This window comes from Rathayibacter sp. AY1B7 (genome assembly GCF_002932735.1).
Lineage (GTDB): Bacteria > Actinomycetota > Actinomycetes > Actinomycetales > Microbacteriaceae > Rathayibacter.
This window is the reverse complement of record NZ_PSWK01000006.1, coordinates 13,920-38,932: the sequence shown is the minus strand read 5'-3', so window position 1 is coordinate 38,932 and position 25,013 is coordinate 13,920. Positions and strand designations below refer to the sequence as shown.

The following is a 25,013-nucleotide window of genomic DNA, read 5'->3' as shown; positions in this document are numbered from 1 at the left end:
CCCGCCGACGAGCGATCGCCACGAGAGTCCAGGAGTTGTCGCACTGGGCGTCGAGTGCGACAACTCTTGAGCAGTCGCGGGAGCAGTCGCGGGAGCAGTCGCGGGAGCAGGTCGAAACCAGCCGACCAGCCGGCGGCCGACGCCACGCCTGGTCGGCGTTCGTCAGCTCCGGACCCCGCCGGCCGAGCCCCGCCCCGTCACCCCCTCTCGACCCCGTCCAGCGCCTCCGCCTCGGCGATCCGCAGCCGCATCTGCCGGTAGCGGTGGAACTGGTACACCCCGTGCAGCACCGCGAGAACGACGGCGGCCGCCATCCCGCACGCGATCGCGGGGACCTCGTCCGCGCCGCTCTGCGTCAGCGCGAGCGCGACTCCGGCGCCCGCCACGATCGAGTTGACCACCGCGATCGCCGAGGACATCGTGAAGAAGATGCCCCGCCAGCTCTGCCGCCGGCCGATCTCGAGCAGCTCGTTCGGCGCGTGGCGGCCGCGCGGCACCGCGAAGTAGGCGCCCGCACCGGGCAGCAGGGTCCCGTAGTAGCGGCGGATGCGCTGGATGGCCGTCAGCGCGGCGATGTCCTCCATCGAGGTCTGCACCAGCCGCTCGTAGGTGAACACCCCCAGCAGCACGACGACCGGGATGATCACCGCGAGGAACCCCATCGCATACCGGGTCGGGGCGAGGAAGCCGAAGGCCACGAGCGAGCTGGAGAGCATCGTCAGGTAGAGCGAGGCGCGGCTGCTCGACTCCGTCACGGTGATCCCGCGCGCCGACTCCAGGACGAAGTGCTCGGTCAGGAGGGCGTTGAGGAACGCGGCCGGCCGGTCGGGGAGCGACGCGGCGGAGACGGCGGCCTCGGGCAGCGCGGGCGTGCGGGGAGGGTCCTCCTCGTCGAGGCGGTCGCCCGGCTCCGGATTCACGGCCGCACCTCTCGCGGGGACCGCACCTCTCGCGGGCCCGCCCCGGAGCGTCCGCTCTTCGAGTCATCCGACTCGCGCACCGGCTCCACCCGCGCGCCTACCGTCGGACGCGACGCCGAGCACCGCCACCGGGGCGCGTGCGCAGACACCGAAGGGCCGTTCATGACCGACACCCGCCACCTCCACTCGAACCAGCGAGACACCCTCGAGCGGCTGCTCGAGGACTCGCCGAGCCACAACGTCCTCTGGGCGGACGTGCTGACGCTGCTCGAGGCCGTCGGCACCGTCCACGAGAAGCACGACGGCGCCTTCTCGGTGACGGTCGGCTCGACGACCGAGACGCTCCACCGGCCGCACCACAAGGACGTGGACGAGCAGCAGCTCGTCGACCTGCGCCGCCTGCTCCGCGGAGCGGGGTACGGCGCATGAGCGCGGGGACGCCCGCCGACCTCACCGGGTCGGCAGCCGAGCGCCTCCGCCGGCTGGACGCGCTCGACGCGGGTGCGCTGACCGAGGAGTGGCTGCTGCGCCAGCTGCGACTCGCGCTCGGGGATCTCGCCGCGCTCGAGCCGGCCGCCGAGGCCGAGCAGGAGCGGCGCGAGGACTTCTGACGCGGCGGGCGGCCGTCCGGGGTGCACGCGGCCGGCACCCGGACGGCCGCCGGCCCGCACCCCGCAGCGCCGCCCCGCTCCGCCGCTCATCGTCCGGCCGCCGCGCTGCGGGCGCGCAGCAGCACGCCGGCCGTCGCGGTCGCCGCCAGCACGAGCGCCGCGAACACCGTCAGCACGGTCGTCGCGGCGACGAGGTTGAGCGCCGCTCCCGCCGCCAGTGCGGGCACCGCGAGTCCCGTGTACGCGACCAGGAACACCACCGCCAGGGTCTCGCCCCGGCGGGCGGGATCCGCGAGGGCGACCGCTGTGCCGATCGACCCCTTGAAGAGCAGCCCCACCCCGAAGCCCGAGACGACGGCGCCGGCGAGGAACACTCCCAGCTGCGGAGCGATCGCTCCGGCCGCGACCGCCGCGAGCCCGACCGCGCAGCCCGCCACCGCGATCGAGAGCTGCAGGCGCGTCCCCACCTTCACGAGCAGCAGCTGGCCGAGGGCCGCGGAGGCGAACACGGCGAAGGACGTCGCGCCGGCCAGCAGGTGGTCGCGCACCTGGAAGGTCTGCACCAGGAACGTCGGTGCGAGCGAGGTGAAGAGGCCGAGGACGGAGAAGGCCGAGAACGCTCCGAACGCCGCGAGCAGGAACGCCCGGCGCGTATCCGCCGGCACCGAGAGCCGCTGCGGCCGGTAGGCGGGCGCCGTCTCCGGCACGTCGACCGTCTCGGGCACGAGGAGCAGCGCCAGGCCCGCCACGAGCAGCGCGACCAGGAACACCTGGTGCGGCAGGAGGAGCGGATCGGGCAGGAACTCGGCGAAGACCCCTCCGAGCAGCGGGCCCAGCGAGAGTCCGCCGAGGTTCACCGCGCCCGAGATCGACGCGGCGACGATCGTGTTCTCGTCGGGCCGGGCGCGGGCACGCAGCTCGCCGAGGTGGGCGGTCGCCGTGGCGGTGAGCATCCCGATGCTGACGCCGTTGACGAAGCGGGCGACGATCAGCCCCGGCACCTCCGTCGTCAGCGAGAAGAGCACGGCCGAGACCGCCGAGACGAGCACCGCGATCAGCAGCACTCGGCGGCGGCCGAGCCAGTCGCTGACGTGACCGGCGAGGTACAGGCTCACGATCACTCCGACCGCGTAGGCGGCGAAGACGACGGTGATCACGAACGGTGGGAAGCCGTCGAGCTGCTGGTAGAGCGGGTAGAGCGGAGTCGGCACCGTCGAGTACGCCATCACGAGCAGGAAGGTCGCGGCGACGATCCAGAAGCCGACGCCGTGGCGCACCGTCGGCAGTCGGCGGCTCACGAGGTCTCCTGCAGGTGGCGGTGGGCGAAGGTGACGGCCATCGCGCCCTCGCCGACGGCGGAGGCGACGCGCTTGACCGAGCTGCGGCGCACGTCCCCCGCGGCGAAGGAGCCGGGGACGCTGGTCTCGAGGTAGAACGGCGCCCGCTCGAGCGGCCAGTCGGGAGCGGCGTGCTCGCCGGCGAGGTCCGGTCCCGTCACGAGGTAGCCGCCGGAGTCGCGGACGATCGCGGTCTCCGCCGCCCACGTGGTGTCCGGCTCGCCGCCGATGCAGACGAAGAGGTGGGAGGTGGCCAGCGCCCCGTGCGCGCCGGTCGCCGAGTTCTCGACCTCGATCGACTCGAGGGCGTCGGCGCCGTGCAGGCGGGTGACGCGGGAGTCGAGCAGGATCGTCACGTTCGGCTGCCGGACGACGCGCTCCGCGAGGTAGGAGGAGAGGCTGTCGGCCAGATCCGGGCCGCGGACCAGCATGGTCACGTGCCGCGCGTGCGCCGAGAGGTTCATCACGGCCTGCCCGGCCGAGTTGCCGCCTCCGACGACCACGACGTCCTCGCCCTCGCAGAGCGGCGCCTCGCTCGTGCCGGCACCGTAGTAGAGGCCGACGCCGAGCAGCTCGTCCTCGCGCTCGAGGCCGAGCCGGCGCCACTGGATGCCCGTGGCGCAGATGTTGGTGCGGGCGACGACGGTCGTCCCGTCGGCGAGCAGCGCGTGGATCCGGTCGTCGGCGAAGCGCCCGCGGATCCCCTCGCGCATCCGCAGCAGCTCGGCGCCGAACGAGACGGCCTGCTGCCGCGCGCGCTCGGCCAGATCGGCTCCCGCGATCCCGTGCGGGAAGCCGAGGTAGTTCTCGATCAGGCTGCTCGAGCCGGCCTGCCCGCCGATGGCCGAGCGCTCGAGGACCACGACCTTCAGCCCCTCCGAGGCGGCGTACACGGCGGCCGAGAGCCCGGCCGGACCGGCTCCGTAGATGGAGAGGTCGTACTCCGCGAGCCGCGGCGCGCCGACCCAGCCGAGCCGGGCCGCGACCTCGGCGAGCGTCGGATCGGAGGCACGGCTGCCGTCCGGGAACACCACGAGGGGGAGTGACGCGGTGGCGAGCGGATGCCCGGCGACGGCGAGGCACTGCTCGTCCGTGTCGATCGGCGTCCACGAGAACGAGACGACGCTGCGCGAGAGGAGGTCGCGGATCTCCCACGCGTCGCGGCTCTCGCGCCGCCCGTAGAGGCGGACCTGCGGGAGGTCCCCGGCCACGGTCACGAGGCCCGCCGCCGCTCGAGCCCGTCGCGGAACTTCATCAGCTTGAGGCAGAGGTGCAGCGTGCTGCGGGCGAGGCCGTCGTCGAGCGCCTCCCGGACCGCCTCGGGCAGGTTGTCGAGGCGGTAGTAGAGCGTGGTGCGGTGGATGTGGAGGAGCCCGCACGCCTCCCGCACGCTGCCGCGCACGTCGAGGTAGGCCTCCACGGTCCGCCGCTGCACCTCGTCACCCCGCTCGAGCAGCGTCGCCGCGGCCGGCGAGAGCATGGCGAGCTGCGAGCTGTCCGCCCCGATCGAGGCGAGGAGCACCCACGCCCCGAGCTCGGCGATGTCGGCCCGGCCGCGGCCGTCGGGCAGGGAGCCGACGATGGTCGCCGCGAGGGCGGCCCGCTCGGCGGTCGGGAGGAGGTCGTCGTCGCGGACGTCGAAGCGCGCCGAGCCGATCGCGTCGACGGCCGTGCCGCGGCCGCGCGCCTCCGCCCGCAGGACGTCGTCCGCCTCCGCGGCGGCCTCGGGCGCCTCCACGCTCACGAAGAACAGCACGCCCTCCTGGTCGCCGAGGAACGTCAGCCCGGAGGCGGCGCTCGCGTCGATCCGCCGCGCCAGCGCCGTCCGCTGGAGGGAGCCGGTCGGGCCGGTCAGCCGCACCGCGCGGACCACGGTCTGGGCGTCACGGCGCAGCCAGCGGCGCTCGACCGCCTCGGCGAAGGAGGCGCGCCGGGTGCCGCCGTCGGCCGCCAGGAGCGCCGCGAGGACGTCCGCGCGCCGGGAGCTGCCGCCCGCCCGCGTCGAGGGGCCGAGGAGGCGGCGGATCGCTCCGACGGCCGCGTCGATGAGCGAGTACTCGGCCGGAGTGAGCGGCGCGGGCCGCTCCCGGGGGAGGAGGAGGGTCGCGAGCCGGCCCCGCGGATCCTGGACGGGGAACACGCCGTCGTGAGGCGCCTCCTCGCGCGCGCGCGTCGCGGCCAGCACCCGGCTCGAGGCGTCCTCGATCGTCACCGGGCGGTCGAGAGCCTGGGCGAGCTCGTCGGCGAGGTCCTGCAGAGTCATCGGCGGGGATCCGTGTGGGGGGCCATGCCGTGATCCTCGCGGAGGGAGCCCTCCCGAAGCGTGGCCCTTCCAGGCCCACCTTCCGCGTCGGATCCGCTGCCGGCCGCGATGAGACGCTCAGCCTCCGCTGCCGGAGCGGTCCCCGGGGAACCCGTCCGCGAGGAGGCGGTCGAGGACGTCCGGCCAGTCGAGCAGGACGCCGATGTGGCCTCGACCGGGCCGGATCGTGAGCTCCGCGGCCGGGTGGAGGCGGCGGATCCGCTCCGCGTGCGCGACCAGGACCACCCTGTCCGCGGCGCCGTGGAGGAGGAGGACCGGCGCCGCCAGGCGCGAGAGATCGACTCCCCAGGGCATGACGAGAGCGAGGTCGTCGTCGACGCTCCCGCCCTGTTCGAGCTCCGAGGCGCGTCCGGCCTCTGCGCCGAGCGCCGTCAGCGGGCCGTCGAGGGCCGAGTAGTCGTCACCGGTGAACTGCTCCGGATCGAAGCGGGCCGTCTCCTCCCACTCCTCGCGCGCAGCCCGGCCGTCGCGCGCGCTGCGGAGAGCGCCCGGATCCTGCATGCCGTCGAACCACGCTCCGTCGTCACTGAAGGGCGCCGGGCTGCCGAACGTCGCGACGCCCAGGACGCGATCACCTCCGAGAGCCCCGGCGGCCAGTGCGTGCGGGCCGCCGCCGGAGTAGCCCGTTACCACGAAGCGCTCGATCCCGAGCAGGTCGGCGACGCGGAGCACATCGGCGGCCGCGTCCGCGATGCTCCGTCCGGGAGTGCGCATCGAGCCGCCGAAGCCGGGACGGGCGACGGAGACGAGCCGGATGCCGCGCGCCGCAGCGGCGTCGACGTGGGGAGCGAGGAGTGCGCCGGTGTGCGGTGTCCCTCCGCACCAGACGACGACAGCGCGGGGGGCTCGAGTGCCGAGGAGGTCGTGGGCGACGAGCGTGCGCGAGTCGACGCGGAACTCGTGCCGGGACGTAGCGGCGCGTCCGGTCATGGAGGAACGGTAGCCGCAAGTCGAGGGCAGTGCTCGTCGCCCGGCCCGACCGGGATGCGACGTCTCGTCGTAGGGTCGACGGGAGGGTCGGTGGACCCTCGGACGGGAGGGGTCCGCATGTCGATCGACGAGGTGTCCGACGGGATCGAGACCGCCGCCGCGCTGCCGCACGTGCGCTCCGGCTTCTCCGGCGCGACACCGTACGGGATCGCGCAGCGCTTCGCCGCGGGGGAGCTGACGCGGGAGCAGGCCGTCGACGAGCTCGGCCGCTGGCGCTACCGGTCCGGATCGCCGAGCGACGGCTTCGACTGGACGACCCTCGACCCGGGGGAGTTCGAGGAGGTCTGCCGGGCCCTGTCCGATGGTCTGCTCGACGCCGCGATGTACGACGAGATCCTCGACCGGTACAGCGGGCAGGGCTCCTCCGGCGAGAGCGCGGCGTCCGCGGAGGAGAGCGCATGAGCGCCGGCCCCCTGGACCTCGCCTTCGCCGCTCCGATCGGCGTCACCGTCAAGGGCGACCTCTGGTCGTGCGTCGAGGTGCCCGGCTCCGTCGAGCTGCTCGGCACAGGGAGGTCCGTGAAGGTGGTCGCCGCCGTCGACGGCGAGCCGGTGACCGCGGGCCTGCTGCCGACCGGCGCCGGCGGTCACATGCTGTCGATCAGCGCGAAACTGCGGAAGACGATCGGCAAGGACCTCGGCGACGTCGTCACCGTCCACCTGACCGAGCGCCTGAGCTGAGCGCTGGAGCCGGAGGAAGACAGGTGAGCGGAGCGGAGGAGCCGGCCTGGGCGGATCCGGAGCCGGAGGTCCACCGGGCGCTCGCGCGGTGGGCGGCGGAGTGCGCGGAGCGCGCCCTCCCCGCGTTCGAGGAGCGGGACCCGGACAATGCCCGGCCCCGGCGCGCGCTCGACGTCCTCCTCGCCTGGGGGCGGGATGAGGCTCCGATGACCGAGTGCCGCACGGTGGCCTTCACGGCGCACGCCGCAGCCCGCGCCGCGACGCAGGCGGGCGAGCGGGCCGCCACCGCTGCCGCGCGGGCGGCCGGGCAGGCCGCAGCAGTCGCGCACATGGTCGATCACTGCTCGCACGCCGCCGTGTACGCCGCGAAGTCGGTCGGGCTCCGGGGGAGCGACGCCGACCGGGACGCGGAGCGGCGTCAGCAGTGGGAGAGCCTCGACCCCGCGCTGCGCTCACTCGGCTTCCCGAAGGGGCTGTGACGCCGGCCCGGTGGACCTCACCGGGCCGGCGCGCGCGCTCAGCGGTTCGCGGGTCGGAGCCCCAGCAGCGTGTCGATGATCACGAAGGCCGCGAGGCTCGCCCCCAGGAGCGGGAGGAACAGCCCGACCGCGGCGGCGACCACCAGGACGGACGCGACTCCCCACCACGGCGCGCGCCGGAGAGCTCCCCGGGCCGGCGGGGTGCCGACGAGCCGTCGGGGGCCGCGGGTGGGGCGGCGCTTCCACCACATCAGGTACCCGAGCACGACCATCGTGGCGATGCCGGCCGCGGTGACGAACAGCAGCAGCTGGTTGGGCAGCCCGAACATCGAGCCCATGTGCGTGTCGATGCCCCAGCGGGAGAGCTTGGCGACGAGGCCGAAGTCGGCGAAGTCGACCCGGTCGACGACCTGCATCGTGCTCCCGTCGATCGCGACGCCGTCGACCTCGGTCGGGAAGCTGCGCTGGATCTCCTGCACGACCCAGGCCGAGCCCTCCGCCGCGGGCGGCCGGATCTCGACCAGTCCCGTGTTCACGTTGACCTCGCGGGCGACCGAGAGCACCGAGTCGTAGGCGGCCGGCGAGTAGCCCGCCGTCGACTCGACGGCGTCGCCGGTGGCCGCGCCGTGTCCGGCGTGCCCGGCGTGCTCGTCGGCCACCTCGCCGGTCCGGTCGCCGAGCGTCGTCCCCAGCGAGGGCGTGGTCCAGCCGACTGCGGAGCGGAGGGTCTCGAAGTTCCCGCCTCCGTAGAGCGACCAGGTGATCCCGGTGGCCGAGAGGAACAGGGCGCCGACGAGCAGCCAGACGCCGGTGGAGGCGTGCCAGGAGAACAGGCGCTTGTAGCCGGTGGTCCTCGGCGCGGGGCGCAGCAGGTCCCTCTTCACGCGGGCGCGGCGGAGGCGGATGATCCAGAGACCCAGGCCGGCGAGGGCGACGACGCCCAGCCAGGAGGCGGCGAGCTCGCTGTAGGAGCGGCCCAGGTCCCCGAGGTGCAGCGTCCGGTGCAGGTCGCTGACCCAGGTCCGCAACGGCAGGGCGCCGCTGGTGCCGTAGGCGGTGAGGTCGCCGCGGATGTCGGCGGTGGCCGGGTCGATGAAGACCGCGCGGGTCTCGCTGGCGCCGAGCGACGGGTCCGCGTACATCACCCGGGTGGTGTCGCCGGGGTTCGGGGCGGGGCGGACGGCGACGATGCTCTGCCCGCCTCCGGTGTACGCGTCGGCGGCGTCGATCTGGTCGGCCAGGGGCAGGGAGGTGTCCGCTTCCGGGGCGTGCAGCTCCTGCGCGTAGACGACCTGCTCGAGCTGCGGGGTGAGTGCGTAGAGCGCTCCGCTGGTCGCGGCGACGAGGATGAACGGCCCGACGAACAGGGCGGCGGAGAAGTGCAGGCGGAGCAGCAGCTGTCCGAGCCAGCCTGCGCTGCTTCTGTGCGGCGGGGGCGGGGTGTCGGCGGAGTCGCTGGGTCTCGTGGCGGTGGTGGTCATGCTTCTGGTCCTTCGGTGCTGTGGCGGGTGCCGGTGAGGGTCAGAGGAGGGTGTCGCCGATGTAGCCGCCCTCGACGCAGCCCGGCGGGATCGCGAAGACGGCGGAGCCGATCGGCGTCGTCCACTCGTTGAGCAGGTCCAGCTCGTCCAGGCGCTTCTGGATCGGCACGAACTGCGCGGTGACGTCGGCCTGGTACGCCGCGAAGATCAGCCCGGAGTTCGAGATGTCCTCGCCCGTCGGGGTGTCGTCGTAGTTGTAGGCCCGGCGGTGGAAGCGCTCGGCGGTGTTCTCCGAGCGGGCGCGCCTCATGTGCGAGAACTCCGGGATCACCGGGAAGCCGATGGCCGTCGTCGCCTCGAAGTCGGGCTCGTCGGTCTCCGCCGTCCCGGTGAGGGGCGCGCCGTTCGCGAGGGTCCGCCCGACGGACTGCTCGCGGCCGCTGCGGTCCAGGCGGTCCCACTTGTCGAGGTCCATCCGGATCCGGCGCAGCACCAGCCCGGTGCCGCCGGCGAGCCAGCCGTCGCGGACCCAGACAAGCTCGTCGAAGTCGACGTCCTCGGGGCGCGGATTGACGGTCCCGTCGACCTGGCCCAACAGGTTCCGCATCGTGGTGCCGGCCTTCTCGGAGCCGTGCGCCCGGCGGAACCCGGTCTGGGTCCAGCGGACGGTCGCGAAGGTGCGGGTGTTCTTCAGCAGCATCCGCAGCGCGTGCGCGATCGTGAACGCGTCGTCGGCGTGGAACTGCAGCAGTAGGTCCCCGTCGTTCCACTGCTCCTCGAGCCGGTCGATCCCGAACGCGGGCAGCGGTGCCAGCCAGGTCGGCTTCGCCGCCTCGCCGGCCGCGAGGGACACGAGCCTCGGCCCGAACCCGAAGGTCACGGTGAGGCGGGCGGGGACCACGCCGAGCTCGGGCTCGGAGTCGGCCAGGGCCGGCTGCCCCTGGGTGAGGCGCGCGGCGTCGTCGGACAGGATGCGCAGCATCCGCCGCAGTCCGTCCCGGTCGGTGCTCTCGCGCAGATCGAGGGCGACGAAGGTCGCGTGCGCCTGCGGCGTCGCGGCGATCCCCGCCTGGTGCGCACCGTGGAAGGGGATCGTCTCGTCGCCGTTCAGCGCCGCGGCCGCTGCCGGCGCAGCGCCGGCGCGGCCGAGCAGCTGGTCCGCTCCGATCGCACCCGCCGCGCCGATGCCGGCGACTGCTCCACCGAGGAGGAGCCGTCGCCGGCTGACGGCGCTGCGCGGGCGCTCCTCGGCTCCGTGGCCGGTGTCGCGGTCCTCGCTCATCAGCCCTCTCCGCCCATGTCCATGTCCATGTCGCCGCCCTCGTAGTCCTCGTTCGCGCCGGCGTAGTCGCGCGCCGGGACGGTGAACTCCGTCGTGGAGTCGTCCGAGAAGGTGAGCGTGACGGTGACCTCGTCCCCGGCGACGATCGGCGCGGCGAGGTCCATCAGCATGATGTGGTTCCCGCCGGGGGCGAGCTCGAGGCTGCCGCCGGCGGGGATCGTGAAGCCGCTCTCCTTGGCGCGCATCACCATCTCGCCCGACTCGTTCGCCACGGTCTCGTGCAGCTCCAGCTCGGAGGACGCGGCGGAGGTGGCGGACACGACGGTGACGTCCTCGGTGCCGGAGTTCTCCAGCTCACCGAACGCGGCGGACATGCCGGAGTCGGCGGCCTTCACCCAGCCGTCGGTGATGCTCACCTCGGTCGCGGCGGGCGCGACCTCGGCGGAGGTGCTGCCGGAGGCTCCGGCACTGCAGCCGGTCAGGGCGAGCAGGGCTGCGGCCGAGAGGGCGGAGAGGGCGGTGATGTGTCGAGTGCGCATGGTGTGGCGCCTTCCTGTGAGGTGGTGCGGTGGGTGGAGGACGTCGGCGGTCACGACGACGTCCGGTCTTCGGTGGTGGTCGAGGGCCGCCCGCGGCGGCGGGTGATGAGGAGGAAGGCAGCGACGGCGAGGACCGCGCCGGTCAGACCGATGAGGACCGGTCGGAGGACGTCCGGCGGGGCCTGCGAGGAGGCGGCTGCGACGACGGTCGGCTCGACGGTCGGGGTGGATTCCGCCACGGCCGCGGCCTGCGCCGAGGCGCCGTCGCCGACGGTGAAGGGGACGACGCCCGCGATCGGGTGGCCGTCGGCGGAGACCACCCGCCACTTGAGGTCGTAGGAGCCGCCCGGAAGCGCCGCCTCGAGCGGAGCGGTGACCGTCGAGTCGGTCAGCTCGACCGGGCCGGACACGTGGTCGATGCCGTCCATGTCGGTGACGAGGACCAGCGCGCCGATCGTGAGGACGTCCTCGGAGTACGTCAGCGTCACCTCCGCGGGCGAGTTCGTGAAGTGCTCACCGGAGCCGGGAGTGCTGCTGATCAGCTGGTCGTGCGCCTGGACGGGCCCGGCCGTCCCGATCAGGACGCCCGCCAGGGCGAGGGCTGCCAGCGCGGCGGGAAGCCGTCGCAGGGGTCGAGAGGTCATCGGTCGGTCTCCTTCGTGGTGGTCGGACGGGGAGTGCTCCGGCTGTCGAGCCGGTTCAGGTGGTCGTTGTAGGCGGTGAGCTCGGCCTCGCCGTCGCGGTCGGCGCGCCGGTCGTAGCGCTTCGCGGTCCGCTCCTCCGAGCGCACCCACTGCGCGACCACGACCAGGGCGATCAGCGCCATCGGGATTTCGCCCGCCGACCAGGCGATCCCGCCGCCGACGCCCTGGTCGGCGATCAGCGCCTCCGTGTCGGTGTATCCGAGCGCGGTCCACCAGGACGCGGCCAGCACGGTGGTCTGCGACATGATCGCCAGGCCGAAGAAGGCGTGGAACGCCAGCGTCGCGAGCATCACCAGCAGCCTCAGCACGTGGCCGGGCCGGTTCGGGCCGGGGTCGACGCCGATCAGGACCCAGAAGAAGAGGTAGCCCGTGGCGAGGAAGTGCAGGGTCATCAGGACGTGGCCCTGGTGGCTGAACATCGCCCACTCGAACCAGCCGGTGTAGTAGAAGACGACCAGGCTGCCGGCGAAGAGAACGGCGGCGACGGGCGCCCGCGACAGCACGGCGAGGTAGCGGGAGTGCACGACGGCGAGGATCCACTCGCGCAGCCCGCGCCCGCCGTCGCGGCGCACCGGCAGCACCCGCAGAGCGAGCAGCACCGGTCCGCCGAGCACGAGCAGCGGCGGTACGACCATCATCAGCAGCATGTGCTGGATCATGTGGGTGCTGAAGTGCACCTGCCCGTACACGGCCGGGCCGCCGCTGGTCGTGTAGGCGAGGGCCGCGCAGCCGGCCACCCAGGCGACAGTGCGCCCGAGCGGCCAGGCGTCGCCGCGGCGCCGCAGCCTCAGGACCGCCGACACGTAGAGGGCGGCGCCGACGACCGCGATCCCGAGCCAGACGGCGTCGAGGTGCCACTGGTCGAGCATCCGCTCGGGTGTGACCTCGGGCGGGTAGCGGAAGCCGAGCAGACTGCGCCGGACGTCTCCGCTGATCGGGTCCTGCGAGACCGGCGGCGCGCTGTTCGAGAGCGCCACCGAGACGCCGATGGTCAGCGCCATCACCACCACCTCGCCGACCGCGATCGCGACGAACGCGCGGCGGTCGGCCGGGTCGGCGCGCAGCCGCGGGATCAGCCGCAGCCGGTGCCCGAGGCCCGCGCCGCCGAGGGCGAGCAGCGCGACGGCCTTGACGATCAGCAGCTGCCCGTAGGGCGTACCCAGGTCGCCGAGGTCCTCGATCCGGAGCGACGCGTTCACCAGACCCGAGAAGGCGACCGCCCCGAACGCCCAGCCGGCCAGCACCGAGTAGCGCGCGACGACCACGCCGAGCTGGGCGCCGACGGTCCGCCGCAGCAGGATCACCGCGGCGAGCCCGCCGGCCCAGGCCGTCACTCCGATCAGGTGCACGGCCAGGCTGTTCACCGCGTTCGCGTGCTCGTCGGCGCCGGCGGCGTGCCCGGAGAGCGAGAGGGGGAGCAGCGCCAGCACCGCGATCGCGGTCGCCGCCGCCACCCAGGCCGGCCGCCGCGAGAACAGGGTGAGGAGGAGGACGGCCGTCGCGCACGCCGTCGAGGCCACGAGCGTCTGCCCCAGCTCGATCTGCGTGGCGTAGAACACGAGCTGCGTCCGGAAGCCCGGCGCGTCCAGCGGCTGCCCGATGGTGTTCGCCGCCGTGAACACGAGGACAGCGATCGCGGACGCCACCCAGACCGCGGCCGACCAGGTCGCCCAGCGCAGGGCGCGGTTCTGCGAGTACGAGACGACGCCCGGCGCGATGCGCTGCCCGGGCAGCAGGAAGGTGGCCGCGGTGAGCAGGCCGATCGTCAGCGACGCGGCGGAGTCGTGCAGGACCCGCGCGATCGGCAGGCCCCGCGTCACCAGGTCGCCGGGGTCGATCAGCCGCGTCGCCACCGAGAACGCCCCGGTGTACGACAGGCCCAGCAGGGCGACGGCGACCGCCGCCGGTATCGCGAGCAGGAGGGACGCCTCCGCCCCGCGGAGAGGAGCGGCGAGCGGCCGCGGAGGCGGGAGGAGGTCGTCGTCGACCGGTGTCGATGGTTGTGCCACAGGCGTGGCTCCCTTCACGGGCGTCCCCGAGGGGACGCTCCACAGACCCCTCCGCCGGCGCGCAGGAGCGCCGGGCCAGGACGATCCGTCCGGGAGGAGTCGCCGAGACGCCGACCGGCCGGCGTCCCTCGGAGACCCCTGCGGCGGAGGAGACGGGTCGGTCAGACGCCGCGGGGACCTCCGGGGAGGTCCTCGCCGCGGCTCGCGTCGATGATCAGGAGGCGGGCTGCAGAGGGGGGCCGCGCCGCAGCGCCGCCTGGGGGAAGACGCCCGAGGCGAGGGGGAGCACGTCGCGCAGCTCGAAGGAGGAGCGTCGCGCGGGTCGAGGAGCGGCCACCGGAGTCGGCAGCACCCGCACCAGGCGGGTCACGAGGTGGCTCGTCGTCGCGGCGACCCTGACGAGGAGGGACTCGCCGCGGTGGAGCGCCGCGGTCGTCGCGACGGCGGCGACGAGGTGCGCCGCCCACATCGAGGAGCCGGTCATCCCGCTGTGCGTCATCGCCGCGCTGACGTCGATCACGGCGCCGTGGTGGGCGTGCAGGGTCGGCGCATCGACCGGCCCCGTGAAGGTCCCGATCGTGAAGAGCGTGTGGAACAGGAACTGGCTGACTCCGACCGAGACCGCCAGGCGCACCAGGGAGAGCCTGCGCCCGGCGAGCGCCACGCACACCAGGACCGACAGGACGAGCGGCATCGCGACACCGAGCGGACCCGGGATCTGGCCGCCGCCGGCCACGTGCGAGAACAGCGCGACGAGCGTCGCCACCGTCGCCGCGACGACACCCCGGAGGGTGCGCAGCGGGCGCGACGACGACATCTCCCCAGTGTCGCAGACGCCTCCTTCCCGCGGAGGACCGCTCCCGGGCGAGAGGAGCGGCCGGCCGGCGGTTCCTCTCAGCGCGCCGCGGAGGCTCCGGGGCGTCACTTCTCGGGCCGGACCACCAGCCCGACGCCGCCGCCGCGCCGCACCGGTTCGGCGACCGCGGTCATCCGGCCGGAGGGGTCGACCTCGATGGCGGCCACCGCGCCGATCTGCGCGGCCGAGGTGAAGGTGTCGCCCGAGGGGACCAGCTGCTGGCCGAAGTGAGCGAGGTCGTCGGCGTACGCCTCGATGAACTCGGGCTCGGCCGAGGTCGTCGCGCCGTTGCGCTGGGAGGCGCGGGGCGCTGCCACCGCCTCGGGGAGCGTCATGCCGAGGTCGATGCGGTTGACCAGGGTCTGCAGGACCGTCGTGATGATGGTGGATCCGCCCGGCGAGCCGACGACGAACCGCACGTCCCCGCCGTCGAGCACGATCGTCGGCGACATCGACGAGCGCGGGCGCTTGCCCGGCTCGATCCGGTTCGGGTCCCCGTCGACGAAGGTGGGGGAGAAGTCGGTCATCTCGTTGTTGAGGAGGAAGCCGCGGCCGGGGACGGTCATCGCCGAGCCGCCGGTCTGCTCGATCGTCAGCGTGTAGGAGGCGGCGTTGCCCCACTTGTCGACGACCGAGAGGTGGGTGGTGGAGATGTTCTCGGTGTCCGACTCCTCCGCGGCGGGGGCGGTCGCGCATCCGGAGCCGTCGAGAGCGCCGGGCGCGACCGGGCGGACGGAGGCGGTCGCCGGGTCGATCGTGCAGTCCCGCGAGTCCGCGAACTCCTGGCTGAGGAGCGTCTCGGTGGGCACGTCGACGAAGGCGGGGTCGCCGACGTAGGCGCCGCGGTCGGCGAAGGCGCGGGCGGACGCCTCGAGGTAGAGGTGCAGGGCGCTGCCGGTGTCCTCGGCCGCGAGGTCGTGGTTCTCGAGGATGTTGAGGGCCTCGCCGACCGCGATCCCGCCGGAGGAGGAGGGTGCCATCCCGTAGACGTCGAGTCCGCGGTAGGAGACGCGGGTCGGCGCCTGCTCGGCGACCGAGTACGCCGCGAGGTCGGCGGCGGTCATCGTGCCGGCCGGGGCGGGGAGGTCCGACCCCTCGGCGATCCGCGGGTTCTGGACCGTGTCGGCGATCTCGGCGGCCAGCGCGCCCTCGTAGAACGCGTCCGGCCCGTGGACGGCGATGGAGGTCAGCGTCTTCGCGAGGTCGAGGTTGCGGAAGGTGCTGCCCACTTTCGGCGCGTCCCCACCGGGGAGGAAGAGCTCGGCCGTGTCGGGGAACGCCTGGAACCGCTCGAGGTTGTCGAGCGTCTGGTTGCGGAAGGTCTCGTCCACCCGGAAGCCCTTCGCCGCGAGCGCGATCGAGGGCGCCAGCACGACGGGGAGCGGCAGGGTGCCGAAGCGGTCGACCGCGGTGTCCCAGGTCGCCACCGTGCCGGGCACGCCGACCGCGACGCCGGAGGAGACGAGGTCCGGGGTGAACGGGTACGGGGCTCCGGTCGCGGGGTCGAGGAACGCGTCCGAGGTGATGCCGGCCGGCGCTGTCTCGCGTCCGTCGATGGTGCTGACCTCGCCGGAGGCCTTGTCGAAGTAGACGAAGTACCCGCCTCCGCCGATGCCGGCGCTGTAGGGCTCACTCACGCCGAGGGCCGCGGCCGTGGCGACCGCGGCGTCAGCTGCGTTGCCGCCGCGCTTCAGCACCTCCATGCCCACGCGGCTCGCGTTCGCGTCGACGCTCGAGACCGCTCCGCCGTAGCCCACCTGCGTCGAGGGCGAGATGAGGGGTCCGCCGAGGAAGTCGCGGATCTTCTCGGGCGTGAGCCCGCTGTCCTTCAGGTATCCGGAGACGGGCCTGTCGAGAGCGGACGCCGGTGCGGCACCCGCCACTCCCACTGCGACGACCGCGACCAGCGCGATCGCGATCCTGCGGAGCACGGGTGTCGTGGCCATGGCGTTCCTCCATCGGAACTCTGTGGTGCGCGGTCGGCGATGCGGGTCCCCCCAACCTAGGGGCGGGATGGGGGTGCGGGGTAGGGGGTGTGCGGCGGGCTCCACGATCGGTAGGCCTGCCGTTGCCGCGTGCCGGACCGGATCGTGGAGGTGCCCCTGATCGGGGCCGCAGTCTCGATCCGTCCGGCAGCCCCTCTTGACAGGCGAGCGAAGTAAGTGTTCGATCAGTCACATGCCTTCTCCCTCCACCCGCTCCACCGCCGAGGCGCAGCGCGAGCGGATCACCGCGGCAGCGCTCCACGTCTTCGCGCGCACCGGCTACGCCGCGACTCCGATCACCGAGGTCGCCGCCGAGGCCGGCGTCTCGCCCGCCTACGTCTTCCGCCTGTTCCCGGGCAAGCTCGGCGTCTTCGTCGCGGCCGTCGACCGCTGCTACGAGCAGGTGGCGACCACGCTCGCGGCGGCGGGGGAGGCCTCGCCCTCCTCGGACCCGGCCGACCGGCTCGAGGCGATGACCGTCGCCTACATCGACCTGATCGCCGACCGCGACCTGATCATGCTGCAGTCACAGGCGCAGAGCGCGTGCGAGGTCCCCGAGATCCGCGAGGCGGTGCGCCGCGGGATCTCCGCGGTCGTCCGAACGGTCACCGTCGTCTCCGGAGCCGACGGTCCGGCCGTGCAGCGCTTCGTCGCCTACGGGCAGCTCTGCCACCTGATCGTGCAGACCGACCTCGGCGGCGTCGACTCCGAGTGGGCGCGCATCGTCTCCGACGGCATCCGGCACCGCGACTGAGTCCGCGGTCCTCTCGTCTGCCCTCTTCTCCTTCCCCTCCTCCTTCTCCTCCTCTTCACCACCCTCCCCTTTCATGTCCGCGATTGTGACTGTCCAGTCACTCACCACAACCTCCAGGAGCCCCTCATGTCCACCACCCTTCCCCGCACCACCACCCGCGTCGTCCTCCCCGGGATCGTCGAGCCGTCCGGACTGCTCCTCGAGCAGGCGCCGGTCGAGCCGCCCGCGGCCGGCGAGCTGCTCGTCGCCGTCGAGGCCACCGGCATCTCGTTCGCCGAGCAGTCGATGCGCCGCGGCCGCTACTTCGCCCAGCCGCCGTTCCCCTTCACGCCCGGCTACGACCTCGTCGGCCGGGTCCTCGCGGTCGGCCCCGGCGGCGACGCGTCGCTCGAGGGCCGCCGGGTCGCCGCCCTCACCAAGACCGGCGGTTGGACGGGTCACGCCCGCGTCGCCGCCCGCGACTGCGTTCTCGTCCCCGACGGAGTCGCGTCCGAGGACGCCGAGGCCGTCGTGGTCAACGGAGTGACGGCGTGGCAGATGCTGCACCGCTCGGCCCGGGTCTCCCGCGGCGGCACGATCCTCCTGTTCGGCGCGAACGGCGGAGTCGGCGGCCTCGTGCACCGCCTCGCCCGCCTCGAGGGGATCCGCGTGATCGGCGCCGCCTCGCCCCGCCACCACGAGGCCCTCCGAGCGGCCGGAGTGGAGCCCGTCGACTACGCCGATCCCGACCTCGCCGCCCGCGTGCGCGAGCTCGCTCCCGGCGGAGTGCAGGCCGTGTTCGACAACGTCGGCGGAGCGACGACCCGGCTGGCGTGGTCCCTGGTCGCGCCCGGCGGCACCCTCGTCGCGTACGCGATCGTCAGCGCGAGCACCGGGAGCATCTGGCCCCCGTTCCTCCGCCAGCTCGCGCGGATCCAGGCCTACCAGCTGGCCCCCAACGGCCGGCGCGCGGCCTTCTACGACCTCTGGGCGGGCCACTCGCTGCGCCCCGCGCGCTTCCGTGCGCGGCTCGAGGAGGACCTCGGCCGCGTGCTCGGACTCCTCGCCGACGGCTCGCTGACGGCCAACATCGCCGCCCGCTTCCCGCTTACCGGGATCGTCGAGGCGATGGAGCTCGCCGAGTCCCGGACGCTCGACGGCAAGGTGATCCTGCTGCCATGAGCGGGGTGCGTCCGGGCGGAGGGTGATTCCGGCGCGGAGGCGCCCCGGTCGGCGAGCAGGGGAGAATGGCGCGGTGGACACGGGACTGGTCGAGGTGCTGAAGGCGCTGGGCAATCCCACGCGACTGCAGATCATGGAGTGGCTCCGCTCTCCCGAGGCGTCGTTCAGCGAGTTCGAGCCGATCGCCGACCGCGCCGAGTTCGGGGTCTGCGTCACCCATCTCGCCGCGAAGAGCGGTCTCGCGCAGTCGACCATCTCGTCGTACATGGGATCCCTGGAGCGCGCGGGCCTCGTCCGCTCGACGCGCGTGGGGAAGTACACCCACTACCGGAGGAGCGACGCCGACGTCGACGGGCTCCTGAAGCGGCTCGGAGCCTCGATCTAGCGACGTATCGCGAATCGTCGATATGATCGGCGCCATGACCGATGCTTCCGAGGCCGCTCCCGCTCGCCGCGCTCTGCTCGTCCACGCCCATCCCGAGGAGCGGTCCTTCTCCTCGGCGCAGGCGGACGCGGTCCTCGAGCAGCTGAGGGCCGACGGCATGGAGGTGCGCCGGCTCGACCTGTACGCCGAGGGCCGGGACCCGGTGCTGCACCGCGACCAGTTCGCGCCCGGCTCCGGCTACTTCAAGCCGCAGGCGCAGCAGATGACCGCGGTCCTCGAGAAGACGCTCGGGGAGCACGTCACGAGCGATCTCGACGAGCTGCTGCAGGCGGATCTCCTGGTGCTCTCGTTCCCCCTGTGGTGGTTCTCGATGCCGGCGATCATGAAGGGCTGGATCGACCGCGTCTTCGTGATGGGCGCGACGTTCGGAGGCGAGCACGGCGTCTTCGCCGAGGGCGGCCTGCGCGGCAGGACCGCGATGCTCCTGCTGACGACGGGAGGTGGCGAAGCGGCCTTCGCGCCCGGCGCCGCCGACGGCTACGGCGACCTGCAGTCGTTCCTCTTCCACATCCATCGCGGGATGCTCGAGTTCGTCGGGTACGACGTCCTGCCCCCGGTGGTCACCTACGGTCCCGCCCGCCTCGACGCGGCCGGACGCGAGGAGGCCCTGCAACGGGCTCGCGCGCAGGCGTCCGCATCGACGGCCCGGCTGCGCGGCGCCTAGCGTTCGCCGCTGCGCCTCCCGGCCGCCCTCAGTCCCGCGACCGGCTCGCGTGCGCGCGGGCCTTCATCCGGTTGCCGCACGTCGCCATCGAGCACCACTTGGCGGTGCCGGGGCGGCTGCGGTCGAGGAGGAAGAGGTTGCACTCGTCGTTCGCGCAGGCGCGGAGCCGCCCGGGGAACCGGGCGTTCACAGCGGACCAGGCGAGGACCGATTCCACCGCGAGTCGATCCGGTTCGGGAGCGCTCAGCTCCCACACGACGCCCTCATCGGTGACGCGCGGGGTGCGCACGGCGTGCGCGACCAGGTCCGCGAGCTCCGCGACGGATTCGGGCGCGCCCGAGCGCACGACCGCTTGGAGCGCGTCGCGGGCACGGCGCAGCTGCTCGAGCTCGTCCTCGGTGCCGACTCCGCCCCACCGCCGGGCGAGCTCGCGACCGGCCGCGTCGCCGAGGTCGTCCGTCGGCCGTCCGTCCACCACGGGCGCGCTGTTCAGCACCGCTAGGAGCAGCTCCTCGTCCCGATCCATCGTTCCCCGTCCTCCCACGCCGTGCGGCCCGTTCGATCCATGCTAGCGTCCGACTAACCAGTAAATCTACTTGAAGGGGTTAGCTATGGTCGTCGTCCATCACCGCACCGTGTCCGTCGACGGACTCGACGTCTTCTGGCGGGAGGCTGGTCCCGTCGACGCGCCCGTCCTCCTGCTGCTGCACGGGTACCCGAGCAGCTCGCACATGTTCCGCCACCTCCTTCCCGCCCTCGCGGGTCACTACCGCGTCATCGCCCCCGACCACATCGGCTTCGGACGCTCGTCCGCGCCCTCCGTCGACGACTTCGACTACACGTTCGCGGCCCTGACCGCGGTGACCGGCCGCTTCCTCGAGACCATCGGGGTGACCCGGTACACGATCTACGTCCAGGACTACGGCGCCCCCGTCGGCTGGCGCCTCGCCCTCGCCGATCCGTCCGCGGTCGTCGCCGTGATCTCGCAGAACGGCAACGCCTACGAGGAGGGCTTCGTGCCCGGCTTCTGGGACCCGATCTGGGCCGACGCCGCCGAGCGGACCGACGAGACGCGCGAAGCCCTCCAACCGGCCCTCGGCCGGGAGGCCGTCGAATGGCAGTACACCCACGGTGTCCCCGACTCCACCACCGTCGATCCGGACGCCTGGGAGCACGACCTCGCGCTCCTCGCCCGCCCCGGCCAGGACGACGTGCAGCTGGCGCTCTTCCGCGACTACGCCACCAACCGCGAGCTCTATCCCGCCGTGCACGCCTGGATCCGCGAGTCCGGAGTCCCCGTCCTCGCCGTCTGGGGCCGGAACGACGAGATCTTCACCCCCGCCGGCGCCCAGGCGTTCCTCCGCGACGCGCCCCACGCGCGCATCGAGCTCGTCGACGGCGGGCACTTCCTGCTCGAGTCCCACCTCGACCGCGTCGTCAGCGCGATCACGGACTGGCTCGGCCGCGAGTGACGGGCCCGTGAGCCGGGCGGGCCCGCTGATTCGGCCTCGCGGGAGCGGCCACGGACGCCTGCTCCTGCTGCCGGCAACCGCGCCGACGTCGGCGCAGCCGGGTCGCGATCCCGACCCGCTGCGCCCGGCGAGACCCTCCTGCCCGGCGTCCCTCAGCGGCTGAGGAGGGCGACGAGGTCGGTCGCGATGCGGTGCTCGACGTCGGCCGGGACGGGCTGCACGGCGGCGTCGAGGTCCGCGGTGACGACTGCGGCGAGGCTCCGGGCCTGCAGGGTCAGGCCGAGGTCCATCGCCTGGATCGGGTTGCCGCCGGCCGCGGTGAGGTTGATCATCCGGCCGTTCTCGAGGCGGACGATCTGCTTGCCGTTCTTCAGGCGGATGCCCTGCCGGCGCTGTCCGTCGGCGAACTCGGTGGTCGACTCCGTGGCGGCCGCGAGGGCGTCCTCGTCGATCTCCCACGGGAAGTGGCCGACGCCGGCGATCACGGCGCCGTCGGCGAACGCGTCGATCTCCGCCGCGCCGATGACGCCGGGTGCGCCGGTGGCGGTGAAGACGAACTGCGCGTCCGAGAGGACGTCGGCGACGGGTCCGACGCGGTGGCCGCGGAGGATCGCCTGCAGCGAGCGGATCGGGTCGACGTCGGCGACGGAGACCCGCGCTCCGAGCTGCGAGAGGGTGTCGGCGACCCCGCGCCCGCACGGGCCGTAGCCGATGACCGCGGCGCGGGTGCCCGGGATCATGAGGTTCGTGGCGTTCATGAAGCCCTGGACGACGCTCTGGCCGACCCCGTACTCGTTCTCGACGATCAGCTTGAGGGGCGAGTCGTTGATGACGACGACCGGTCGCGGGAGGGTCGCGCTGTTCTCCCGCAGGCGGATGCCGCCGGTGGTGGTCTCCTCGGTGCCGCCGAGGTAGTGGTCCGGGACGCCCGAGTTGATGAGCCGGAGAGTCAGGTCGGCGCCGTTGTCGAGGGTGAGATCGGGATCGTGCTCGAGCACCTTCTCGATGTTGCGGAGGTGCTCCGCCTCGCCGTCGCTCTGCTTCGTGTGCACGTGCACGCCGAGGGCGCGGAGGTCGTCGGCGACGTCGTCCTTCGTGGTTCCGGGCGAGCCCGTCAGAGCGATGTCCATCCCGGCCTCGACGAGGAGCGAGACGAGGGCGGCGGTCTTGGGCTCGACGTGGAGGCAGATCGCCAGCTTCTTCCCGGAGAGCACCGGAGCGAGCTCCCGGACGGCCTGCGCGGTGAGGGGCATGTGGTCGAGAGCCCAGCGGCTCGCCGGGTGGGAGAGGGAGGAGGTCATGGCGGGTCCTGTCTGGAGTGGGTGCGTGGGCGTCGGGTGGGGGCGTCGTGTGGCCGGCGGCGCGGGAGTCGCGTCAGGGCGCTCGGTCCCCGGCGGGCTGCCGCCGCGCCCGGCGTCCCGCGTGCGTCGAGCGCGCTGCCCGGTACGGAAGGTCCTGAGGAGGCCGATCGCCGGGGACGGCCGCGAGAGGCAGCACTCGCCTGCTCTCTGCGAGATGGAGCCTGAGGTGCATCTCCTCACGCCGGGCCGAGGTCGGCACGGCGCGGATCGTCATCGGTGAGGACACCAGCCCAGTCTGTCGACCCGGACGAGCCCTCGCTCGGATGATCGTGCCCGGCAGCGGCACCCCGGGAGGGGCCGACCTGTCGTGCGGTGACGTCCCGCACGGATCGACAGGCGCGCCGCGTCCGCTCACCCTCCGGTGACTGGGCGAGGGGCGTCGAAGAAGAGGTAGGACACGAAGTGGATCGCAACGGTGGCGGCGATGCCGGCGGCGGGCGTGATCCAGAAACTCCTCAGGGGGGCGGAGAGGCGACGGACGACGATGAACGAGACGACGGGAGTGATGACGACGAGCACCCACGGAGCGAAGGCCGCCCATTGGACGGCCCGCCCGAGCGTCGACAGGTCGGACCACTCATCGACGGCCGGATAGTTCTCGGAGGCGTAGCTCAACAGTCCGAACGGGACCAGGTTGACGGCGACCACGAGGTGGACCAACGCGAGCACTCCGATCCGGAGGCGTGCACGAGCGAGGTCCAGTGCGCGAGTCGAGGAGGTCACGGGCGAAGGCTATCGGCGTCGCCGGGAGCACAGAAGGAGCGGTGGTCCTCGCTTTCGGCGGTCGCTGCGCTACAGCCGCGCGAAGAATCCAAGGCCCCTGAGGCGAGGGCGGCGCTGGTGAGCGCCACCGCTACCCTGACGCCATGCGCCGCATCCTCGACGACCCTCTTCGGAACCGCGTCCGCACTGGCTCTCCGTCCGTCGCCTCGGCCTGATGAAGCGGCGACGGGCGGACCGCTCGGAGCCGGTTCGCGAGTTCCGGCCCTCGAGGGCCCGGCAGGAGAACGAGTCGCGACGCCTGAGGCCCGTCGCCGTCCTCCCCGCGCTGGTCCTGCTGGCGGGGAGCGTCTGGGGAGTCGTGATCGCCGACGACCGCGGTGCCGCGCTGGCCGTCTACCTCGGGCTGTTCGGCTTCGCCACCGTGGTGGCTCTGGTGATCGTCGGAGTGCTGGCGCTCCGCAACCGGCGGTTCCTCGCCAGCGCGTCGCTGCGGATCTCGGACCGGGCGATCGAGTGCACAGACGCTCGAGGCAGGGTCGTGACCTTCGAGCGCGCCGACCCGTCGGTGAAGGCGCTGCTCGCGTGGGTGCACGCCGGCCCCAACAGTGAGGGGATCGACCTGCCCCCGTCGCTGATCCTGTTCCTGTCGGACGGAAGCCGGTCGCTGCGGCTCCGCGGGGCGGACTGGGAGCTCGAGGATCTGCGGGCCGTCGTCGCCGCCGTGACGACACCGCTCTCGCCGGCGGCGCGTGGCGTGCACACCGGTAGCCGGAGCGTGTGGGCGCGCCTGACCGGAGCCGCTCGTCGGCGGAAGATCGAGGCGCCGCCCGTCGCGGAGAAGACGCTCGGCCCCGCCGAGATCAACGAGCTGATCCCCGGGACGATGAGCTTCCGCGAGACCCGTCCGCTGACGTTCGCCCTCCTGATCGGGTTCGGCTCGGTGGCTCTCGTGCTGGGCCTCGTCGTCGGCGTCGCCTTCGTGGTGGTGCTCGGGTAGCGGAGGAATTCGGCGCCGTGCCGGGGACCGCTGGGCGGGAGGCGCGGGCGACGGGCCCACGCTCCCGACCGGCGACCTCTCCGGGGCGATCCTGCCCGCGCCCTAGGCTCCACGCATGACACTCACCCAGGACTCCGGTTGGATCTGGTTCGGACTCGCGATCGTCACCGCCGGTCTGGCCGAGCAGAAGGGCCGCTCGCGCTGGCGCTGGTTCGTGCTGGGGCTGCTGCTCGGGCCGATCGCGACGGCACTCGTCGTGCTGTGGGCGCGACCGGAGGGCGGAGTGGCGACGGACGTGCGCTGGAACTTCGCGATCGGCGCCGGCGTCGCCGCGGCGGCGCTCGTCCTCGTCGCCGTGACCTCGGCCCTCTGGCTGCTTCTCATCCCGGCGGCGATCGCGGCGCTCGCCGCCGGGCTGCTCGCCTGGCTGAGCCGCCGCGTCCCCTACGAGGACCTGCCCCGCTGACGACCGCTAGAGGCTGGTCGAGCATCGGAACTCGAGATCTCGCGGCCCGAGGCGGCAGGCGCGTCACTCCTCGGACAGGGTCAATGACCTCGCGAGAGTCTGCCGGCCGCGGCGTCAGCGTTCCGGCCAGGCCTCCCACACTCGACTGAAGGGCGCGGTCAGCTGCTGCCCGTCGTGGCCGATCCTGTGATGTACCCCCACGTCGTTGCTGTAGCCGCTCGACCAGCCGAGCTCACTGCCGCTCCCGATGCGGTAGCCGACGATGATGCCGTCCTTGCCGGCGGCGATGCTCTCCTCGTAGCGGCCCGCGACGACGTCGAAGACGCTGCGCTCGAGGTCGTCCGCGAGGGCGGTCCACTCGTCGTCGCAGGCGTCGCAGCCGCAGACGGGGTAGTTGAAGCGGTGCAGTGCTCCGGCGTGGAGGAGGACGCCGGGGAAGACGGTCCAGACGATCGTCAGAGGTGCGGCGTCGACCGCCCGCGGCGTCACGCGGACGGCGCGGGCGGCCCAGGAGATCTCCGCTTCGTCTCGTGAGGCCAGGGCCGGGTCGTCCTCGACCGTGACGTCGTAGGTGCGCTCGAGGTGCTCGAGCAGGGCGTCCGCGACGGTGTGCAGCGGCTGGAAACGCTCGAGATCGCTCGTGACGGAGTAGCTCTCGTCCGGAGGCGACTCACCCAGCCAGCGAGTGCCGTAGGGGATGGGTCGGCCGTCCTCGCCGATGAAGACGCGGTCCGCGACAGCCGGTCGAGCGTAGTCCGTCATGGACGAGAGGGT

28 protein-coding genes are annotated in these 25,013 nt (G+C 73.3%); 12 read left to right on the top strand and 16 right to left on the bottom strand.

What is annotated here, in order from left to right; translation table 11 throughout:
* Nucleotides 1–197: 197 nt before the first annotated feature.
* Nucleotides 198–920 (bottom strand): hypothetical protein, encoded by a 723-nt coding sequence (locus C5C95_RS05000; protein ID WP_104250450.1) that lies wholly within the window; start codon nucleotides 918–920, stop codon nucleotides 198–200.
* A 162-nt stretch (nucleotides 921–1,082) separates the two neighbouring features.
* On the opposite strand from C5C95_RS05000, the gene C5C95_RS04995 reads away from it, so the two are divergent.
* Together C5C95_RS04995 and C5C95_RS04990 are read left to right on the top strand one after the other, a co-directional pair.
* Complete coding sequence (locus C5C95_RS04995) at nucleotides 1,083–1,349, top strand: hypothetical protein (RefSeq protein ID WP_104257441.1); 267 nt, start codon at nucleotides 1,083–1,085, stop codon at nucleotides 1,347–1,349.
* Nucleotides 1,346–1,531, top strand: a complete 186-nt coding sequence (locus C5C95_RS04990; RefSeq protein ID WP_104224778.1) for a hypothetical protein — start codon at nucleotides 1,346–1,348, stop codon at nucleotides 1,529–1,531. The genes C5C95_RS04995 and C5C95_RS04990 overlap by 4 nt, the downstream gene beginning before the upstream one ends.
* 86 nt (nucleotides 1,532–1,617) lie before the next feature.
* Here the strand turns inward: C5C95_RS04990 and C5C95_RS04985 are convergent, their stop codons facing one another.
* The 4 genes from C5C95_RS04985 to C5C95_RS04970 form a co-directional block, all read right to left on the bottom strand.
* Nucleotides 1,618–2,829 carry an MFS transporter gene (locus C5C95_RS04985; protein ID WP_258064101.1) on the bottom strand — a complete coding sequence of 404 codons (1,212 nt, stop codon included), beginning with the start codon at nucleotides 2,827–2,829 and terminating at the stop codon, nucleotides 1,618–1,620.
* Nucleotides 2,826–4,085, bottom strand: a complete 1,260-nt coding sequence (locus C5C95_RS04980) for an NAD(P)/FAD-dependent oxidoreductase (protein ID WP_181125561.1) — start codon at nucleotides 4,083–4,085, stop codon at nucleotides 2,826–2,828. The genes C5C95_RS04985 and C5C95_RS04980 overlap by 4 nt, the downstream gene beginning before the upstream one ends.
* The gene (locus tag C5C95_RS04975; protein WP_104274082.1) at nucleotides 4,082–5,131 is read right to left on the bottom strand and encodes a helix-turn-helix domain-containing protein; all 1,050 of its coding nucleotides are present in this window, start codon (nucleotides 5,129–5,131) and stop codon (nucleotides 4,082–4,084) included. The genes C5C95_RS04980 and C5C95_RS04975 overlap by 4 nt, the downstream gene beginning before the upstream one ends.
* A gap of 117 nt (nucleotides 5,132–5,248) precedes the next feature.
* Nucleotides 5,249–6,121 (bottom strand): alpha/beta fold hydrolase, encoded by an 873-nt coding sequence (locus tag C5C95_RS04970; RefSeq protein WP_104323942.1) that lies wholly within the window; start codon nucleotides 6,119–6,121, stop codon nucleotides 5,249–5,251.
* 117 nt (nucleotides 6,122–6,238) lie between these two features.
* Here C5C95_RS04970 and C5C95_RS04965 point away from each other — a divergent pair, with 117 nt between their 5' ends.
* From C5C95_RS04965 to C5C95_RS04955, 3 genes are read left to right on the top strand one after another with little or no spacing between them, the layout of a single operon-like run.
* Nucleotides 6,239–6,583, top strand: a complete 345-nt coding sequence (locus C5C95_RS04965) for a hypothetical protein (protein WP_104227436.1) — start codon at nucleotides 6,239–6,241, stop codon at nucleotides 6,581–6,583.
* Nucleotides 6,580–6,861 (top strand): DUF1905 domain-containing protein, encoded by a 282-nt coding sequence (locus C5C95_RS04960; protein WP_104323941.1) that lies wholly within the window; start codon nucleotides 6,580–6,582, stop codon nucleotides 6,859–6,861. The genes C5C95_RS04965 and C5C95_RS04960 overlap by 4 nt, the downstream gene beginning before the upstream one ends.
* Nucleotides 6,862–6,884: 23 nt before the next feature.
* Nucleotides 6,885–7,340, top strand: a complete 456-nt coding sequence (locus C5C95_RS04955; RefSeq protein WP_104323940.1) for a putative immunity protein — start codon at nucleotides 6,885–6,887, stop codon at nucleotides 7,338–7,340.
* Between the two features lie 38 nt (nucleotides 7,341–7,378).
* On the opposite strand, the gene C5C95_RS04950 is transcribed toward C5C95_RS04955, so the two are convergent.
* The 7 genes from C5C95_RS04950 to ggt form a co-directional block, all read right to left on the bottom strand.
* On the bottom strand, nucleotides 7,379–8,821 hold the full coding sequence (locus C5C95_RS04950) for a PepSY domain-containing protein (RefSeq protein WP_104323939.1): 1,443 nt from the start codon (nucleotides 8,819–8,821) through the stop codon (nucleotides 7,379–7,381).
* 40 nt (nucleotides 8,822–8,861) lie between these two features.
* Entirely contained in the window at nucleotides 8,862–10,103 is a 1,242-nt protein-coding gene (locus C5C95_RS04945) for a Dyp-type peroxidase (RefSeq protein ID WP_104323938.1), read from the bottom strand.
* Entirely contained in the window at nucleotides 10,103–10,642 is a 540-nt protein-coding gene (locus C5C95_RS04940; RefSeq protein WP_104323937.1) for a copper chaperone PCu(A)C, read from the bottom strand. The genes C5C95_RS04945 and C5C95_RS04940 overlap by 1 nt, the downstream gene beginning before the upstream one ends.
* 50 nt (nucleotides 10,643–10,692) lie before the next feature.
* Nucleotides 10,693–11,286: a copper resistance protein CopC gene (locus C5C95_RS04935; RefSeq protein WP_104250440.1), complete on the bottom strand. Its 594-nt coding sequence runs from the start codon at nucleotides 11,284–11,286 to the stop codon at nucleotides 10,693–10,695.
* Nucleotides 11,283–13,355: a cytochrome c oxidase assembly protein gene (locus tag C5C95_RS04930; protein ID WP_181125559.1), complete on the bottom strand. Its 2,073-nt coding sequence runs from the start codon at nucleotides 13,353–13,355 to the stop codon at nucleotides 11,283–11,285. The genes C5C95_RS04935 and C5C95_RS04930 overlap by 4 nt, the downstream gene beginning before the upstream one ends.
* Before the next feature lie 214 nt (nucleotides 13,356–13,569).
* Nucleotides 13,570–14,172, bottom strand: coding sequence for a hypothetical protein (locus tag C5C95_RS04925; RefSeq protein WP_104257424.1), 603 nt, complete (start codon nucleotides 14,170–14,172; stop codon nucleotides 13,570–13,572).
* Nucleotides 14,173–14,276: 104 nt separating this feature from the next.
* Nucleotides 14,277–16,157, bottom strand: coding sequence for a gamma-glutamyltransferase (ggt, locus tag C5C95_RS04920; RefSeq protein WP_104323935.1), 1,881 nt, complete (start codon nucleotides 16,155–16,157; stop codon nucleotides 14,277–14,279).
* Nucleotides 16,158–16,389: 232 nt separating this feature from the next.
* Here ggt and C5C95_RS04915 point away from each other — a divergent pair, with 232 nt between their 5' ends.
* The 4 genes from C5C95_RS04915 (at nucleotide 16,390) to C5C95_RS04900 (ending at nucleotide 19,220) form a co-directional block, all read left to right on the top strand.
* The gene (locus tag C5C95_RS04915; protein WP_104323934.1) at nucleotides 16,390–16,950 is read left to right on the top strand and encodes a TetR/AcrR family transcriptional regulator; all 561 of its coding nucleotides are present in this window, start codon (nucleotides 16,390–16,392) and stop codon (nucleotides 16,948–16,950) included.
* 126 nt (nucleotides 16,951–17,076) lie between these two features.
* The gene (locus C5C95_RS04910) at nucleotides 17,077–18,111 is read left to right on the top strand and encodes a medium chain dehydrogenase/reductase family protein (RefSeq protein ID WP_104323933.1); all 1,035 of its coding nucleotides are present in this window, start codon (nucleotides 17,077–17,079) and stop codon (nucleotides 18,109–18,111) included.
* 73 nt (nucleotides 18,112–18,184) lie between these two features.
* Nucleotides 18,185–18,496: a helix-turn-helix transcriptional regulator gene (locus C5C95_RS04905; RefSeq protein ID WP_244230566.1), complete on the top strand. Its 312-nt coding sequence runs from the start codon at nucleotides 18,185–18,187 to the stop codon at nucleotides 18,494–18,496.
* Nucleotides 18,497–18,530: 34 nt separating this feature from the next.
* Nucleotides 18,531–19,220, top strand: coding sequence for an NAD(P)H-dependent oxidoreductase (locus C5C95_RS04900; protein ID WP_104323979.1), 690 nt, complete (start codon nucleotides 18,531–18,533; stop codon nucleotides 19,218–19,220).
* Nucleotides 19,221–19,248: 28 nt separating this feature from the next.
* On the opposite strand, the gene C5C95_RS04895 is transcribed toward C5C95_RS04900, so the two are convergent.
* Complete coding sequence (locus C5C95_RS04895; RefSeq protein ID WP_104323932.1) at nucleotides 19,249–19,746, bottom strand: CGNR zinc finger domain-containing protein; 498 nt, start codon at nucleotides 19,744–19,746, stop codon at nucleotides 19,249–19,251.
* Nucleotides 19,747–19,831: 85 nt separating this feature from the next.
* On the opposite strand from C5C95_RS04895, the gene C5C95_RS04890 reads away from it, so the two are divergent.
* Nucleotides 19,832–20,692 (top strand): alpha/beta fold hydrolase, encoded by an 861-nt coding sequence (locus C5C95_RS04890; protein WP_104323931.1) that lies wholly within the window; start codon nucleotides 19,832–19,834, stop codon nucleotides 20,690–20,692.
* Between the two features lie 152 nt (nucleotides 20,693–20,844).
* On the opposite strand, the gene C5C95_RS04885 is transcribed toward C5C95_RS04890, so the two are convergent.
* A complete protein-coding gene (locus C5C95_RS04885; RefSeq protein ID WP_104323930.1) occupies nucleotides 20,845–21,993 on the bottom strand; it encodes an adenosylhomocysteinase in 1,149 nt (382 codons plus the stop codon).
* 411 nt (nucleotides 21,994–22,404) lie between these two features.
* Nucleotides 22,405–22,776 carry a hypothetical protein gene (locus C5C95_RS04880; protein ID WP_104224916.1) on the bottom strand — a complete coding sequence of 124 codons (372 nt, stop codon included), beginning with the start codon at nucleotides 22,774–22,776 and terminating at the stop codon, nucleotides 22,405–22,407.
* A gap of 214 nt (nucleotides 22,777–22,990) precedes the next feature.
* Between C5C95_RS04880 and C5C95_RS04875 the strand changes: the two genes are divergently transcribed.
* Nucleotides 22,991–23,773 (top strand): hypothetical protein, encoded by a 783-nt coding sequence (locus C5C95_RS04875; protein ID WP_104323929.1) that lies wholly within the window; start codon nucleotides 22,991–22,993, stop codon nucleotides 23,771–23,773.
* Between the two features lie 115 nt (nucleotides 23,774–23,888).
* Nucleotides 23,889–24,239: a hypothetical protein gene (locus tag C5C95_RS04870; RefSeq protein ID WP_104224914.1), complete on the top strand. Its 351-nt coding sequence runs from the start codon at nucleotides 23,889–23,891 to the stop codon at nucleotides 24,237–24,239.
* A gap of 114 nt (nucleotides 24,240–24,353) precedes the next feature.
* Here the strand turns inward: C5C95_RS04870 and C5C95_RS04865 are convergent, their stop codons facing one another.
* Entirely contained in the window at nucleotides 24,354–25,001 is a 648-nt protein-coding gene (locus tag C5C95_RS04865; protein ID WP_104224913.1) for a DUF6226 family protein, read from the bottom strand.
* Between the last annotated feature and the right edge of the window lie 12 nt (nucleotides 25,002–25,013).

Bases quoted from the DNA above. Each gene is read 5' to 3' on its own strand.
- C5C95_RS04900 (WP_104323979.1), top strand. From the start codon at position 18,531: ATGACCGATGCTTCCGAGGCCGCTCCCGCTCGCCGCGCTCTGCTCGTC.
- C5C95_RS04940 (WP_104323937.1), bottom strand. From the start codon at position 10,642: ATGCGCACTCGACACATCACCGCCCTCTCCGCCCTCTCGGCCGCAGCC.
- C5C95_RS04870 (WP_104224914.1), top strand. From the start codon at position 23,889: ATGACACTCACCCAGGACTCCGGTTGGATCTGGTTCGGACTCGCGATC.
- C5C95_RS04960 (WP_104323941.1), top strand. From the start codon at position 6,580: ATGAGCGCCGGCCCCCTGGACCTCGCCTTCGCCGCTCCGATCGGCGTC.
- C5C95_RS04865 (WP_104224913.1), bottom strand. From the start codon at position 25,001: ATGACGGACTACGCTCGACCGGCTGTCGCGGACCGCGTCTTCATCGGC.
- C5C95_RS04925 (WP_104257424.1), bottom strand. From the start codon at position 14,172: ATGTCGTCGTCGCGCCCGCTGCGCACCCTCCGGGGTGTCGTCGCGGCG.
- C5C95_RS04895 (WP_104323932.1), bottom strand. From the start codon at position 19,746: ATGGATCGGGACGAGGAGCTGCTCCTAGCGGTGCTGAACAGCGCGCCC.
- C5C95_RS04990 (WP_104224778.1), top strand. From the start codon at position 1,346: ATGAGCGCGGGGACGCCCGCCGACCTCACCGGGTCGGCAGCCGAGCGC.
- ggt (WP_104323935.1), bottom strand. From the start codon at position 16,157: ATGGCCACGACACCCGTGCTCCGCAGGATCGCGATCGCGCTGGTCGCG.
- C5C95_RS04970 (WP_104323942.1), bottom strand. From the start codon at position 6,121: ATGACCGGACGCGCCGCTACGTCCCGGCACGAGTTCCGCGTCGACTCG.
- C5C95_RS04915 (WP_104323934.1), top strand. From the start codon at position 16,390: ATGCCTTCTCCCTCCACCCGCTCCACCGCCGAGGCGCAGCGCGAGCGG.
- C5C95_RS04950 (WP_104323939.1), bottom strand. From the start codon at position 8,821: ATGACCACCACCGCCACGAGACCCAGCGACTCCGCCGACACCCCGCCC.
- C5C95_RS04890 (WP_104323931.1), top strand. From the start codon at position 19,832: ATGGTCGTCGTCCATCACCGCACCGTGTCCGTCGACGGACTCGACGTC.
- C5C95_RS04935 (WP_104250440.1), bottom strand. From the start codon at position 11,286: ATGACCTCTCGACCCCTGCGACGGCTTCCCGCCGCGCTGGCAGCCCTC.
- C5C95_RS04875 (WP_104323929.1), top strand. From the start codon at position 22,991: ATGAAGCGGCGACGGGCGGACCGCTCGGAGCCGGTTCGCGAGTTCCGG.
- C5C95_RS04965 (WP_104227436.1), top strand. From the start codon at position 6,239: ATGTCGATCGACGAGGTGTCCGACGGGATCGAGACCGCCGCCGCGCTG.
- C5C95_RS04910 (WP_104323933.1), top strand. From the start codon at position 17,077: ATGTCCACCACCCTTCCCCGCACCACCACCCGCGTCGTCCTCCCCGGG.
- C5C95_RS04945 (WP_104323938.1), bottom strand. From the start codon at position 10,103: ATGAGCGAGGACCGCGACACCGGCCACGGAGCCGAGGAGCGCCCGCGC.
- C5C95_RS04885 (WP_104323930.1), bottom strand. From the start codon at position 21,993: ATGACCTCCTCCCTCTCCCACCCGGCGAGCCGCTGGGCTCTCGACCAC.
- C5C95_RS04995 (WP_104257441.1), top strand. From the start codon at position 1,083: ATGACCGACACCCGCCACCTCCACTCGAACCAGCGAGACACCCTCGAG.
- C5C95_RS04975 (WP_104274082.1), bottom strand. From the start codon at position 5,131: ATGACTCTGCAGGACCTCGCCGACGAGCTCGCCCAGGCTCTCGACCGC.